Source organism: Rhizobium sp. Root483D2 (assembly GCF_001426685.1).
Classification (GTDB): domain Bacteria; phylum Pseudomonadota; class Alphaproteobacteria; order Rhizobiales; family Rhizobiaceae; genus Pararhizobium; species Pararhizobium qamdonense.
On record NZ_LMFB01000039.1, the window covers coordinates 46,306 to 58,820 of the forward strand.

Genomic DNA, 12,515 nt, shown 5'->3' on the forward strand with positions numbered 1-12,515 from the left:
TTGCGTTTGACCAATTGTTCAATTATCTAAGGTGTATGCCTTAAAGTTATCTAAGGTGATTACCTTACTTCTGCAAGGGGCGTGCATGGAAAAGGCGAAGAGCGGCGACGGCGAGAAAAGCCAAAAGGTCAGTACGCGTGACCGGATCCTCGATGCCAGTCTCACACTCTTCAACGACAAGGGACCGGACCGGGTCACAACCGCGGAAATCGCGCGTTCGGTCGGCATCAACGAGGGCAACCTCTATTATTACTTCAAAACCAAAGAGGCCCTGCTCCAAGCCTTGTTCGGAAGACTTGAGGCTGACGCCACGGCTTTCATGGCGGAGGCCCGTTCTAATACCGCGACCGACCCCGGCATTTTTTCAGGATTTATGCAGCGCTGGTTTTCGATCGTCTGGACGCATCGTTACATATTCCGCGACCTTCCGGGCATCATCGCTATCGCGCCGTCGCTGCGTGAGCCAACCCGCACGCTCAGCGCAGGCATGCGGCTGGTGGTCGAGGAAACGCTGCGTCAGATGACGAATGCGCGGCTGATAGACGTTTCGGACGAGGACGCCCCGCAGTTGCTCGCCAATGTCTGGATCGTCTCCACCTACTGGGCGGTTTATCTCAGCCTGCAGGAAGGCATCGAAGACCTGGGGCCGGAACATCTCGACTGGGGACTGAAGCAGGTCGCGAGCCTGTTCAAGCCGTACCTGTCGGATGCGGCGAAGAACGAGCTAAAGGCTATGCTTAGTCGCTCTTTAGCGCCGGGCCGAAGCGCATGAGGATTTCCCATGGGATACCGAGTTCGCGATGTTGAGAGTAATAGATTTTCCTGAATATCCGTAATAAGCAAAAACCCCTCACATGGAGATGCTCGATGCCGTTTAGCGATCCCAGTCATACGCTCTGGAAGCCGGAAAATCTGCGCCGCGCAATCCACGCGGCAGGCGTGGCTCTTTGGTCATGGAACGTCACCAACGACCGTTTCGCGATGGATGAGCAGGGGTTCAAGCTCTGGGGGCTAGAGCAGAGCGGACAGGTGAAATTCGAGGATCTCTCGGCAAATATCCACCCGGCCGACCGGGATCGTGTCCGCGCTGCATTTACCGCAACACGTGGGATAATTGGAGCCTATGAGATCGATTTTCGAATTATGGTTGGCACAGAGATACGCTGGATCTCGGCGCGGGGACTGGGCGATGACGCTGCGCTGCATGAGGGCCAGATGTTCGGCGTGTTTCTGGATGTCACCGGGCGAAAGCAGGCGGAGGAAGGCAACGAACTACTTGCCGGCGAAATGAGCCATCGGGTCAAGAACTTGCTGGCGATTGCCATGGGCCTGACCAACATCACGTCGCAGTCGACGACAACTGCTAAGGAAATGGCCAAGGAACTTACCGCTCGACTGGCCGCTCTGGGACGAGCACATGACCTGGTGCGTCCAATCCCGGGCGAGCAGGGACATGCGGCACTTTTGGGCGACCTTCTGTCCGTTCTGTTGGCGCCATACGAGGATCTCGGTGCCTTCAAAGGCCGCATTCGGGTCGCCGTGCCACGCATGGGCGTTGGCGAAGCTGCCGCGACTGCCTTGGCGCTCATCTTCCATGAACTGGCGACCAACTCGATGAAATACGGCGCCTTGTCGGAGGATATCGGCACTCTCGATTTGTCCGGCTCCACCAACGGCGACGAGCTAATGCTGACCTGGACAGAGCGCGGCGGGCCACTGGTAGAACCGCCCACTGGTGCCGAAGGCTATGGAAGTAAGTTGCTCAACCGAAGTGTATCGGGTCAACTCGGCGGAACGATCACCTATGACTGGTCGGAAAAAGGCGTGGTCGTCGTCTTGAGATTAAGCGTCGAAAAACTCGCCAAGTGAACGTGCGCGAGTTCCTGTTAAATCATTCGCGATCCAAGAGCAGTGCGGCGGCTCCGTCCAAGTCCGGTACTTCCGCATAAGGAAGCCAGTCGGCGTTGCCAACATCGCCGCGCCGGTTAACCCAGATGCCGCGCAGTCCCAGTTCATGGCGTGCTTTCATGTCCCAGTACATGCCCATCGCCACGTGCACCGTCTCGCCAAGTCGCACGCCCATCTTACGATAGGCATATTCGAAGAGTTCGCGTGACGGCTTGTAGGCACCAGCCTGTTGAGCGGTAATGACGTAGTCAAACGGCACGCCAATGCTCTCAACGGTCGGCGCGATGAGATCGTCGTCGGAGTTTGTAAAGATCGCGAGCTGGTAACGTTCACGCAGGCGGCGCAAGGCAGCTGGGACTTCGGGATGCGGTCCCATTGTCATCGGCGATGACGCGATACGCTCGATCTCACCCTTGTCTGGGGTCAGGCCGTGCTCGGCAAACGCGGCGGCAAAGCCGACCCGCAGGATGTCTTTATAGAGACGGTGGGGTTTTTCGGCCGTCAAGCGCCGGCCCTGCACCGAGAAGCTGTCGATTACCATCGTCGCGCTCACGTCTGTCACGCCGAGCTTTTGGAGCGTGACATCGATCTCTCGCGACAGAACTTCATACCATTGAACGAGCGTGCCATAGCAGTCGAAGGTAATGATCTTCGGCGGAGGGTCACGGTAGGAGATGTTTTCGGACATCAAGAGTTCCTGTAGTTGCTGGCGGCAAAAACATGTTGCCGCACCGCTCATCATCATCTAGCGGGCTTCACGGCGGGATCAGCGCTTATGGTCGCCCTTGTCACCCTGACCGGGTTTTGCGTCGTGTTTGGCATCGTGGCGAGCGTCGGCAGAGAGGGAGCGGGAGACGTCAACGCTCTCCTTGAACTTGCCCTCTTCGTCGCGGCGCACATACCGCTTGTCGCTTCCTGTATCGATCAGTTCGCGTTTGGTCATGGCGGGACTCCTTCATGGTTGCTGCTGGTCATAAACGCACCTAGCGTCTAAAAGATGCATAGAATCAGCCGCCTAACTGGGACTCGTAAAACGGGCACGTCCGGGGGGCTAAGCCATTGAAAAATGATTCGTTTCGACTCGGAACAATTGCCCTCTGATTCGCTTGAATCGCCTAAGTTGCGTTAGGAGTTCAGCGTCATGGTTTCCCCAAGAGCCAATTGGAAAGGCTTCATCAAGTTCGGAGAGGTCTCATGCCCGGTGGCGCTCTACACCGCCGCCTCCTCGTCGGAGCGAATTGCCTTCAACACGCTGAACCGCAAGACTGGCAATCGGGTGAAGCGAGAATTCGTCGATAGCGAAACCGGCAATCCCGTCGAGCGCGATGATCAGGTCAAAGGCTACGAGATTGAGAACGGCCAGTACATCGTTCTGGAGCCCGATGAAGTCGTGGCCGCCGTACCCGAGAGCGACAAGACCCTGACGATCGACGCGTTCATTCCCTGCAACGAAATCGACGACGTCTATTTCGACAAGCCCTATTATCTGGCGCCTGACCGGATGGGTAAGGATGCTTTCGTGCTTCTGCGCGACGGAATGAAAAAAGCAAAGGTCGCCGCCATCGCTCGCACCGTCCTCTTTCGCCGGATGCGCACAGTCCTGATCCGCGCGCACGGCAAGGGCCTGATCGCCTCGACGCTGAACTTCGACTACGAAGTTCGCTCATCGGAGAAAGCGTTCGAGGAACTGCCGGATCTGAAGATCGAGGGCGAGTTGCTAGAACTCGCCGAACATATCATCGGGAAAAAGAAGGGCAGTTTTGACGCCAGCACTTTCGATGACCGGTACGAGGCCGCGGTCGCCGAACTGGTGAAGGCCAAGATCGAAGGCCGCTCACTGCCGAAGAAGAAGGCGCCCGCTGTTTCCAAGCCGAGCGATCTGCTGCAGGCACTGCGCGAAAGTGCCGGGCTCGGAGCCAAAGCCGAGCCGAAACGCACCGCCGCCAATGCCAACAAAGGCACCAGCCGTCAAAAGGCTGCGAAACCTGCGACTGCAGCGAAGTCGAAGGCCGCGACGACGCCAGCGCGCCGCGCAAGCTGATCGGAGGATATCATGGCAGTCCGTCCCTACTGGAAAGGCTATCTCAAGCTGTCTCTGGTCACCTGCCCGGTGCAGATGATGCCGGCGACCTCCGAGAACGAGAAGGTTCGCTTTCACACGCTCAACCGCGAGACCCAGAACCGCGTCGTCAGCCACTATGTGGACTCGGTCACGGGAAAGGAAGTGCCGGAAGAGGACGAGGTCAAAGGCTACCAGCGCGGCGAGGACGACTATGTCATGCTGGAGGACGAGGAGCTCGAGAACGTCGCGCTCGACAGCACCAAGACCATAGACATCTCCACTTTTACCCCCCGCGATACGATCGAGTGGATCTGGCTCGACACGCCCTATTATCTCTCGCCGAACGATCCGGTCGGGCAGGAAGCGTTCTCGGTCATCCGCGACGCGATGGAATCCCAGGATATGGTCGGCATTTCGCGGCTAGTCATCACGCGACGCGAGCGCGCCGTCATGCTGGAGCCACGCGGCAAGGGTATCGTTTTGTGGACTTTGCGTTATGGTGACGAGGTGCGCGATGAAGAGACCTATTTCGAGGACATCGGTGATGAGACAGCGGATTCCGATATGATGCCGCTGATCCAGCAACTGATCAAAAAGCAGACCCAGCACTGGAACCCGAAAATGGTCATCGACCCGGTTCAGGACCGGCTGCTCGATATCATCGCGAATAAGAAAAAGGCACTGAAAAAGCCGTCGAAGACCAAGGGCAAAGCACCCGCCTCGGCGCCTGCACCGAGCAACGTCATCAACATCATGGATGCCTTGAAGAAGTCGGTCGCAGCCGAAACCCGGGCCGGCAAATGAGCAAACGCGCTAAGCCCCTTCTTCAGGACGATAGTTTCACCGCAAAGTCGCAGCCGAGACGCAAGCGGGATCCGGCGCAGCCCAACTTACCGTTCGACCCCATGCCCGATCGCGTCGAACCCTGCTTGGCGCTATTGAAGACGGTCCCGCCGACGGATCCGGATTGGGCCTTCGAAATCAAATGGGATGGATACCGGCTCGCCATCCATATCGAACCCAAGGGCGTGCGGATTATCACCCGTGGCGGCCATGACTGGACCCACCGTTTTCCGGCGATTGCCGCGGCCGCCAGGGACCTTGGCGTTGGAACAGCGATCCTCGACGGGGAGGCTGTCGTCCTCAACGCTGAGGGCCGATCCGACTTCGGAGCCCTACAGCGGTCGCTCGGTGGACGCGGCGGCAAGAAAGCCTCGACGGAGTCCATCCTGTTTGCTTTCGACCTCCTGTATTTCGATGGGCATGATCTGACGAAGACTGAGCTCTCGGTCCGACGGCATCTGCTGACTGATCTGCTCGAGGGTGCGGTTGGCGCGATCCAGCTTTCGGAGGAAGTGCAAGGCGATGGCGCCGCACTTCTGGAAAATGCCCGCTCTCTCGGACTTGAAGGCATCATCGCCAAGCACCGCGACAGCCGGTACCGATCCGGGCGTACCGGGGATTGGCTGAAGATCAAATGCGTCCAGAGCGAGAGTTTCATGATTGTCGGCTACGAGCAGTCGGCCGCCGCGCGCGGGGGGATTGGCAGCCTGCTGCTCGCCGCTCGTCGTGGTCATGACTGGGTCTATGTCGGCGCCGTCGGCACGGGGTTCAAGGAAAAAGATGCCATTTATCTCAAGAAGACGCTCGACACGCTGAAGACGAGGACGCCGGTCGTTCCGTTGAAGGGCAAGAACTATGTCTTCGCCCAGCCGACGCTGATCGCCGAAATCGAATTCCGGGGCTGGACCGACGATGGCAATCTGCGCCATGCCTCTTACAAAGGCTTGCGCGAAGTCCAGGATAACGCCGCGGTTTTCGAGCTCGATTGACTTGGGCCGGCAGAAGCAAAAAAACCACAAATTTTTCCGGCCGCTCTCTTGAATCCGAAAATCCCAAAAACCAAATCGATTGTCGCCAGCCGCTGATGAAGGGCTGGCCTTGCTGGAGGCACCGTCTTTCGGCGCTTCCGTACCCCCATGTTGCTTCAAGGAGGATATGGCTATGGCAACATCTTATGACTACGCACCTCTCTTCCGTTCGAGCGTCGGCTTCGATCGGGTCTTCAATCTTCTGGAAAACGCCCAGCGCGCCCGCTCCATCAGCGACTGGCCGCCCTATGACATCGTCAAGACCGGCGACGACAGCTACCGGATTTCCATTGCGGTGGCTGGCTTTTCCCAGGACGATCTCGACATCACCTTCCAGTCCAACCTTCTGACCGTCACCGGCAAGAAGCAGGAGGGAGCAAATGAAGGCTACCTGCATCGCGGCATCGCCGGCCGGCCGTTCGAACATCGGTTCGAGCTGGCCGACCACGTCCGGGTGAACGGAGCGGATCTGAGTAACGGCTTGCTGTCCATCGATCTTCTCCGCGAGATCCCCGAGGCACTGAAGCCTCGGAAAATCACCATCGAAAGCGGACCCGCACTGACGTCGGCTGCTCCGGCGCAGATCGAAGCGCAGAAGGCAGCTTAATCGACATCGTCCGCTCAAAGAGGGCGCCGTTGCGACGGCGCCCATCGACATTCCGGGTTGGAAAGGAGAGAGCGATGAAACCCGATATGTTCAGACAACCTGTTTCCATTCTTGTTGGCCTTGGCTTTCCGGCAGAGGTCCGCAGTGCCATGGACGCCTACCGGCATCTCGTCGAATGGCCAGCCTCACAAAGGGATGGCGCGCACTCAATTGCGCTAAAGGCATGCAGTGCTGCGCTGCGCGGTGAGATCGAAGCAGAAACCGCACGCGGTCTGTTTACTGCTTTTGCCGAGAAACACGACCTGCTGGCCCCGGAAATCGACGAGATCGTCGCATCGCGCTTGCGGCGGGACAGAGATCCGCACGTGCGGTGAGGTGGTCAGATGAGGCACGATATGTTGCAGCAGGCCGCCGACAGTGCGATCGCGATGGGACCAACGGTCCTGCTTCAGGGCATGCAGCTTCGGCGGCCAACCGATGTGGTGAGAGCGTCGGCTCTTTCCATCGACGACAAGCGCGCGATTCTCGCGGCCTGGGCGTCTGACTTTTACGCTGTTGATTCCAGGCCGGCGCTCCGTCAACTGCCGGGTACACCGGAGCCGGTCTCGATCGATGACGTGCAGTCTGCCCTCAAGGCGCTCGATCGGCGCTATGGTGTCTGATGGACTGTGCGTTCAGGCGGCCTGCTTCATCGACTTGGCCAGCCGCTTGATTGCCTGCTCCAGCGAGCGCTTTCCGTCGCAATAATCCTGCCAGGCACTCGTCTTCTCAGGAAGAGCCGGCACGGTGCGGATCGTGAAGCGCTTCGGATCAAGATCCGTCTTCACTTGGGCCCAGGTCAGCGGCATCGATACGGTGGCACCGGGACGGGCACGCGGAGATAAAGGCGCAACAGCGGTCGCCATGCGATCGTTGCGTAGGTAGTCTAGGAAGATGCGGCCGTTGCGCTGGTTCTTTGCCATCTTGATCAGGTAGAGGTCGGGGTTCTCGCGCGCCATCTGCAGGCAGACGTCATGGGCGAAACCCTTCGCCTCTGGCCAGGCCAGTTTCTTTCCCTTAGCCACCGCAAGCGGCGTCACCACGTGCAGCCCTTTGCCGCCGGTGGTCTTGCAGAAACTGACAAGACCAAGCTCCTCCAGCCGGTCGCGCATCTCGCGGGCAGCTTCAACGACGGTGGAGAAGGGGACGTCCGGACCGGGATCCAGGTCGAAGACCAGGCGGCCCGGAACTTCTGGCTGGTCTGGCTCGCAATTCCAAGGGTGAAGCTCGACGCCGCCGATCTGGGCGATTGCCGCAAGCCCCTCGACGCGATCGATCTGCAGGTAAGGCTTTTTGTCGCCGAACACGGTCACCAGCTCCAGCAGGTTCGATGTTCCGGGCATGGCATGGCGCTGGAAGAACTGCTCGCCGCCGATACCATCGGGGGTTCGGATGATTGAACACGGCCGACCCTTGATGTGGTCGATGAGCCACGGGCCGACGGCTTCGTAATATTGCGCAAGCTCGACCTTGGTCACCGGCTTGTCGTCGCTGGCATCCGGCCACAGCGGCTTCTCCGGATTTGAGATGAGCACCCCCATCACATTTGCCTTGCCACCTTTCCGGAAAGACTTGGCCGGGGTTGGCTTTTCGGCCTCTGCCTCGGGATCAAGGACATCGGCTTCTGCGGGTGCGGAAGGCTTCTCGGCGACGACTTCGCCGGCCGGCTTGTCTTCCCGCAAGCCCTTGAACGCCGCCTGACGCACGAGACCATCGGCCGTCCAGCCGGCGAACTGGATCTCGGCGACAAGCTCCGGCTTCAGCCAGACGATGTCAGGATCCTTCTTCGGCGCGCCGATGCCTGTGAATGGCGACTTGGTGGTTTCCAGCTCGCGAAGCTTTGGCAAGATCGTGTCGACCACCTTCGCGCCGTAACCTGTCCCGACCCGGCCGACATAGACGAAATGATCGCCCCTGAAGACACCGACCAGCAGCGACCGGAACTTTCCGTTGGTTTTGGCATAGGCGCCGATCACCACCTCATGGCCGGCCCGGCACTTGGACTTCGCCCAGGTCTCGGTGCGGCCGGATTGATAGGGCGCGTCGGCTTGCTTCGAAACGATGCCTTCCAGCGACAGGCGGCAGGCCGACTTCAGAACTGCGTCGCCGCCAGTTTCGAAATGCTCGACGAAGCGCAGCCGCGGATCTTCGCCTGCGTCATCAAGTAGCTTATGCAGCCGTTCCTTGCGTTCAGTCAGCGGCAACTCCCGGAGATCCTCATCGCCCTCGAACAGCAGGTCGAAGGCGAAATACACCAGCGCATCGGTCTTACCTTCCGACAATGCCGCTTGCAGCGCGGCAAAGTCCGGCGCGCCGTGTTCGTCAAGCGCGCAGATCTCGCCATCGATGATGGCATCGCGCAGGTTTGCGGCGGAGGCCGCGATGGCCGGATATTTTGCTGTCCAGTCGAGGCCCTTGCGGGTCTTCAGCGTCACCTCGCCATTCTCGATACGTATCTGGATGCGGTAGCCGTCGAACTTGATTTCATGGATCCAGCCGTCCGCCGTGGGTGGGCGTTCGCGCGTGTCGCAGAGCTGCGGTGGGATGAAGTCGGGCATTGTGGACTTTGCTTGCCTGGCAGCTTTGGCCGGCGCGGCTTTCTTCCTGGTTTTGGTTTCGGCTTTGCGCTCCTCAGCAGCAAGACCGTGATTGCTGTCCCAGACGGCATCCGCCTGAACGTCACCACTTTCGATCATGAAGGGCGTTGGCTTCTTACCCTTGCCGGCAGCGATCGCCTCCATCGTCCGGCCCGACGCGACGGAGGTGGCGTTGTCCTCAAGGACAGCCGCGCCGTTTTCCTCGACAGAAAAATCGTCGTGATGCTTGATCAGCAGCCAGTTGGTGCGCTTGCCGCCGTCACGATCGTTGCACATCCGCACGAGGACGAAGCTGCCATGCAGACGCTCGCCCTCCAGAGTGAACTTGAAGTCGCCTTTGGCGAGAGCCTGTTCCGGGCTTTTGTTACCCTCCGGCTCCCAGTAACCACGGTCCCAGAGCATAACCGTGCCACCGCCATACTGGCCTTTCGGGATGGTGCCTTCGAAGTCGCCATAGTCGAGCGGATGGTCCTCGACCTCGACGGCCAGACGCTTGTCGTGTGGATCGAGCGACGGCCCTTTTGTCACGGCCCAGGATTTGAACACGCCATCGAGCTCAAGCCGAAGATCGTAGTGTAAACGTGTCGCGTCATGTTTCTGGATGACAAAGCGCCGACGGTCGGACGCTTTCAGCTTTGCCTGACCGCTCGGCTCCTGGGTCTTCTGAAAATCACGTTTCTGCTTGTAGGTTGAGAGCTTGTCGCTGGCCATCGCGGTCCCCGATACACTTCCGCCATCCGCATCGAATGACGCGGAGCTGAGGCGCGGGCCGGACAGGTGGGACGCTCGACTGCCAATTCGTTGGCCGCAAGGAGAAACCGGAAAAATCCTCGCGTTCATCATCCCTGTCACGTCCGGTTGACACGGCACGCGACCTCGGAACTCAGAAGCGTCCAGCCTGCATTTTGTTCCAACTCAGCCTGTTGAAACGCCGAGACGGAAACAGGACGCACGACAATTTTCGATGTACCCGACTTAATCGAGATCGGATACACGGTTCCGCCGAGCGACTTTCATGACCCGTGCCCCATAGAGACGCGCTGTTTCTAAATCGCCCGAGGACATTTCATCCGGGGCTGCGTCAGCGTCCGACTGCGCCATCGGGCCGATATAGGATCCCATGCGGTTCGCATCATCGCGTTTAGACGCTTTCACGTTCGACGGCTTGACGCCTAGGCTCACCCATAGGCCGCCATGCTGCCCGGAAAGAAGGACAAAGTATTGCAGCGTGTTGAGCTTATCGCCATTGAGGCTGGCGCTGTTGGTGAAGCCGCCAAAGACCTTGTCCTGCCACTTCGCGGAAAACCATGGCTTTGAAGATGCATCAGCGAATTTCTTAAACTGCCAGCTCGGTCCGCCCATATACGTCGGCGAGCCGAAGATGATCGCGTCGGCGGCATCCAACGCCGCCCATGCGTCGTCTGACAGGTTGCCTTCCGCGTCAATGGCGAGAAGCGTTGCGCCAGCCCCTTCTGCGACGGCTTCAGCCATGCGGTGCGTATGGCCGTAGCCGGAATGGTAGACGATAACGGTGCTTGGGACGGAACTCGATGTAGTCATGACTGGCTCCTTATGCCGTGGTTATGCGCCTCGCCGATGGAATTCAGCGCGGTTCGGATTTAGCGATTGCTGTGATTGAGCTGGCGGTTTCCGCGCAGCTAAATTGAGAACTGGACGAGAGCTGCAATAATGAGCAGCAGGAGGAACACCGATGGCGGAGGGAGATGGCGGAAATCGCGGGCCCTAATGATAGCGATAATGGCGGCGACCATGATGCAGGCTCCGAGCGCCACGCCGGGTACGAAGGTTGGCCGCAAGACCAACAAAATTGCCGTCAGGAATTCCAGGATTGCGGTGATCCAACACCACCACGATGGAAATCCGTAACGAACGAACTCGCCTTGAACAGCCTTGCGCCCGGACGCGTTGATGGCCGCACCGAGAAGGAATGCGGCGGCGGCCAGCAGCGTTGCAGCATTGGCGACTGAAAGCGATATGAAGTTGGACATTGGACAATCCTAACGGTGACGCTCGCGATCGTCGCGAAGCCGATAGCGTTATAAATAAATATAGCAATGCTAGATTGTCAACCGTTGCCTTAAATTATTTGTGTCGCTATGATGCTTTGAAACGAATGAAGGTGAAGTTATGGGCATAAGTGAACGCAAAGAGCGGGAGAAAGCCGAGCGAGAGCAGCGGATCATCGGCGCGGCAAAGATGCTTGCGGAAAAAGACGGATGGGCTTCGGTGACAGTTCGTCGACTTGCTGAGGAGATCGAATACAGTCAGCCGGTCCTGTACGCCCATTTCGAAAACCGCGACGCGATTGTCGGGGCGGTTGCTCTGGAAGGATTTGGGGAACTGGGGCCGGTGCTGCGGGCATCGGTTCGCCGCGGCGCAAGTGCAGCGCAAGCAATTGAGGACATTGCTATGGCCTACCTGGAATTCGCCTTTGAGCGGCCGGCTTTGTACGAAGCCATGTTCGTCCTTCCAAGCGGTCTGCGGTTTGCAAAGTCCGATACACCTCAGTCGTTGCGCGATACATTCGGGGCCATGATGGCGGTCGTTGAGCCATTTTGCGCAAATGCTGAACTCGCGACCGAGGCCTTCTGGGCTACCCTTCATGGTCTAGCAGAACTTGAGCGCCATGGTCGGATCAGGGCGGCGTTCCGCAAAGAGCGGGTGACTCATATCGTTGGTATGTTTTCGCGTACGAGTTGATAACGAATACGAGATACGTTTCGGTACAGACATCCAACTTGAGGTCATTTGCGGCGTTCGCCCCGCTTGATATTGCTCTTGGCTCGAACTGGACGTCGATACCGACCTTGCGGAGGCCGCAACTATGCCGGTCGCTTCCTGGCTTTGCGAGCTTTCCATTCATCGATCGCGTCACCCATCGTCTTACCCACGGCCGATTTCATCCATCCCATGAATTCACGGTCAAACTTGAAATCGGAGCCGCATTCTGCCACGAAAAATCGTCGGACCTTCTGAGTATTCCTATACGAGTGCGTAATTGGGGTGGCACGGGTGACTTCCCCGCTATGCCAGTCGAATGCCGTCACTTTGTTCTCCTCGCCCAAATGCCTGCCGGACCCTGTTTGCAGCCTCACAGTAAAGGCTACCCATCTCCCGGCTAAAACGCGTTGCGAGTTCCCGCTTTCCCGGCTTTCTGACCGACGCTATCCTGAAAGCTCTTTTCAGGCTCCCTCCCAACGGTGGGCGAGGCAGTGTAACCGGATCCTGTCGATCGTTGTGTCAATTCCGTTCCGACTGGACTTCCAGCCGCCGATCGCCAACCACACCAGATTTAGACACCGAGTTGAAGGCTTTTACCTGCGCCGTTGACACGTTGCAGCACGGATGGTTTCGCAACCCTTCGTTTCGGATCGCATGAATTCAGAGAAATTGTAAATAAATGAATCGGC

15 protein-coding genes are annotated in these 12,515 nt (G+C 58.6%); 9 read left to right on the top strand and 6 right to left on the bottom strand.

Going from position 1 to position 12,515, the window contains the following annotated elements; genetic code table 11:
• Positions 1 to 85 precede the first annotated feature (85 nt).
• Together ASD32_RS24060 and ASD32_RS24065 are read left to right on the top strand one after the other, a co-directional pair.
• On the top strand, positions 86 to 772 hold the full coding sequence (locus tag ASD32_RS24060) for a TetR/AcrR family transcriptional regulator (protein WP_060640563.1): 687 nt from the start codon (positions 86 to 88) through the stop codon (positions 770 to 772).
• Between the two features lie 95 nt (positions 773 to 867).
• Positions 868 to 1,869, top strand: coding sequence for a sensor histidine kinase (locus tag ASD32_RS24065; RefSeq protein WP_060640564.1), 1,002 nt, complete (start codon positions 868 to 870; stop codon positions 1,867 to 1,869).
• A gap of 22 nt (positions 1,870 to 1,891) precedes the next feature.
• Here ASD32_RS24065 and ASD32_RS24070 read toward each other — a convergent pair whose 3' ends face one another.
• Both ASD32_RS24070 and ASD32_RS30370 read right to left on the bottom strand, forming a co-directional pair.
• A complete protein-coding gene (locus tag ASD32_RS24070) occupies positions 1,892 to 2,596 on the bottom strand; it encodes a haloacid dehalogenase type II (RefSeq protein ID WP_244490253.1) in 705 nt (234 codons plus the stop codon).
• 78 nt (positions 2,597 to 2,674) lie between these two features.
• Positions 2,675 to 2,851 carry a hypothetical protein gene (locus ASD32_RS30370; protein ID WP_156383323.1) on the bottom strand — a complete coding sequence of 59 codons (177 nt, stop codon included), beginning with the start codon at positions 2,849 to 2,851 and terminating at the stop codon, positions 2,675 to 2,677.
• Positions 2,852 to 3,049: 198 nt separating this feature from the next.
• On the opposite strand from ASD32_RS30370, the gene ASD32_RS24075 reads away from it, so the two are divergent.
• The 6 genes from ASD32_RS24075 (at position 3,050) to ASD32_RS24100 (ending at position 7,110) form a co-directional block, all read left to right on the top strand.
• Positions 3,050 to 3,949, top strand: coding sequence for a Ku protein (locus ASD32_RS24075; protein ID WP_060640565.1), 900 nt, complete (start codon positions 3,050 to 3,052; stop codon positions 3,947 to 3,949).
• A 12-nt stretch (positions 3,950 to 3,961) separates the two neighbouring features.
• Entirely contained in the window at positions 3,962 to 4,774 is an 813-nt protein-coding gene (locus ASD32_RS24080) for a Ku protein (RefSeq protein ID WP_060640566.1), read from the top strand.
• Positions 4,771 to 5,802, top strand: a complete 1,032-nt coding sequence (ligD, locus tag ASD32_RS24085) for a non-homologous end-joining DNA ligase (protein ID WP_060640567.1) — start codon at positions 4,771 to 4,773, stop codon at positions 5,800 to 5,802. Before ASD32_RS24080 ends, ligD (ASD32_RS24085) begins: the two co-directional genes overlap by 4 nt.
• 172 nt (positions 5,803 to 5,974) lie before the next feature.
• The gene (locus tag ASD32_RS24090; protein ID WP_060640568.1) at positions 5,975 to 6,448 is read left to right on the top strand and encodes an Hsp20 family protein; all 474 of its coding nucleotides are present in this window, start codon (positions 5,975 to 5,977) and stop codon (positions 6,446 to 6,448) included.
• A 74-nt stretch (positions 6,449 to 6,522) separates the two neighbouring features.
• A complete protein-coding gene (locus ASD32_RS24095; protein WP_060640569.1) occupies positions 6,523 to 6,822 on the top strand; it encodes a DUF982 domain-containing protein in 300 nt (99 codons plus the stop codon).
• Between the two features lie 9 nt (positions 6,823 to 6,831).
• Positions 6,832 to 7,110, top strand: a complete 279-nt coding sequence (locus tag ASD32_RS24100; protein WP_060640570.1) for a hypothetical protein — start codon at positions 6,832 to 6,834, stop codon at positions 7,108 to 7,110.
• A gap of 12 nt (positions 7,111 to 7,122) precedes the next feature.
• Here the strand turns inward: ASD32_RS24100 and ligD (ASD32_RS24105) are convergent, their stop codons facing one another.
• The 3 genes from ligD (ASD32_RS24105) to ASD32_RS24115 form a co-directional block, all read right to left on the bottom strand.
• Positions 7,123 to 9,795 carry a DNA ligase D gene (ligD, locus tag ASD32_RS24105; protein ID WP_060640571.1) on the bottom strand — a complete coding sequence of 891 codons (2,673 nt, stop codon included), beginning with the start codon at positions 9,793 to 9,795 and terminating at the stop codon, positions 7,123 to 7,125.
• A 264-nt stretch (positions 9,796 to 10,059) separates the two neighbouring features.
• Positions 10,060 to 10,644, bottom strand: a complete 585-nt coding sequence (locus ASD32_RS24110) for a flavodoxin family protein (protein WP_060640572.1) — start codon at positions 10,642 to 10,644, stop codon at positions 10,060 to 10,062.
• Positions 10,645 to 10,742: 98 nt separating this feature from the next.
• Positions 10,743 to 11,093 (bottom strand): DoxX family protein, encoded by a 351-nt coding sequence (locus ASD32_RS24115; protein WP_060640573.1) that lies wholly within the window; start codon positions 11,091 to 11,093, stop codon positions 10,743 to 10,745.
• A 139-nt stretch (positions 11,094 to 11,232) separates the two neighbouring features.
• Between ASD32_RS24115 and ASD32_RS24120 the strand changes: the two genes are divergently transcribed.
• Positions 11,233 to 11,805 carry a TetR/AcrR family transcriptional regulator gene (locus ASD32_RS24120; RefSeq protein WP_060640574.1) on the top strand — a complete coding sequence of 191 codons (573 nt, stop codon included), beginning with the start codon at positions 11,233 to 11,235 and terminating at the stop codon, positions 11,803 to 11,805.
• Between the two features lie 122 nt (positions 11,806 to 11,927).
• Here the strand turns inward: ASD32_RS24120 and ASD32_RS30830 are convergent, their stop codons facing one another.
• On the bottom strand, positions 11,928 to 12,200 hold the full coding sequence (locus ASD32_RS30830) for a DUF6434 domain-containing protein (RefSeq protein WP_348270749.1): 273 nt from the start codon (positions 12,198 to 12,200) through the stop codon (positions 11,928 to 11,930).
• Positions 12,201 to 12,515 lie beyond the last annotated feature (315 nt).

What these genes read in the sequence shown, in the direction of transcription:
- ASD32_RS24060 (WP_060640563.1), top strand. Translation starts at nt 86, where the DNA reads ATGGAAAAGGCGAAGAGCGGCGACGGCGAGAAAAGCCAAAAGGTCAGT.
- ASD32_RS24065 (WP_060640564.1), top strand. Translation starts at nt 868, where the DNA reads ATGCCGTTTAGCGATCCCAGTCATACGCTCTGGAAGCCGGAAAATCTG.
- ASD32_RS24070 (WP_244490253.1), bottom strand. Translation starts at nt 2,596, where the DNA reads ATGTCCGAAAACATCTCCTACCGTGACCCTCCGCCGAAGATCATTACC.
- ASD32_RS30370 (WP_156383323.1), bottom strand. Translation starts at nt 2,851, where the DNA reads ATGACCAAACGCGAACTGATCGATACAGGAAGCGACAAGCGGTATGTG.
- ASD32_RS24075 (WP_060640565.1), top strand. Translation starts at nt 3,050, where the DNA reads ATGGTTTCCCCAAGAGCCAATTGGAAAGGCTTCATCAAGTTCGGAGAG.
- ASD32_RS24080 (WP_060640566.1), top strand. Translation starts at nt 3,962, where the DNA reads ATGGCAGTCCGTCCCTACTGGAAAGGCTATCTCAAGCTGTCTCTGGTC.
- ligD (WP_060640567.1), top strand. Translation starts at nt 4,771, where the DNA reads ATGAGCAAACGCGCTAAGCCCCTTCTTCAGGACGATAGTTTCACCGCA.
- ASD32_RS24090 (WP_060640568.1), top strand. Translation starts at nt 5,975, where the DNA reads ATGGCAACATCTTATGACTACGCACCTCTCTTCCGTTCGAGCGTCGGC.
- ASD32_RS24095 (WP_060640569.1), top strand. Translation starts at nt 6,523, where the DNA reads ATGAAACCCGATATGTTCAGACAACCTGTTTCCATTCTTGTTGGCCTT.
- ASD32_RS24100 (WP_060640570.1), top strand. Translation starts at nt 6,832, where the DNA reads ATGAGGCACGATATGTTGCAGCAGGCCGCCGACAGTGCGATCGCGATG.
- ligD (WP_060640571.1), bottom strand. Translation starts at nt 9,795, where the DNA reads ATGGCCAGCGACAAGCTCTCAACCTACAAGCAGAAACGTGATTTTCAG.
- ASD32_RS24110 (WP_060640572.1), bottom strand. Translation starts at nt 10,644, where the DNA reads ATGACTACATCGAGTTCCGTCCCAAGCACCGTTATCGTCTACCATTCC.
- ASD32_RS24115 (WP_060640573.1), bottom strand. Translation starts at nt 11,093, where the DNA reads ATGTCCAACTTCATATCGCTTTCAGTCGCCAATGCTGCAACGCTGCTG.
- ASD32_RS24120 (WP_060640574.1), top strand. Translation starts at nt 11,233, where the DNA reads ATGGGCATAAGTGAACGCAAAGAGCGGGAGAAAGCCGAGCGAGAGCAG.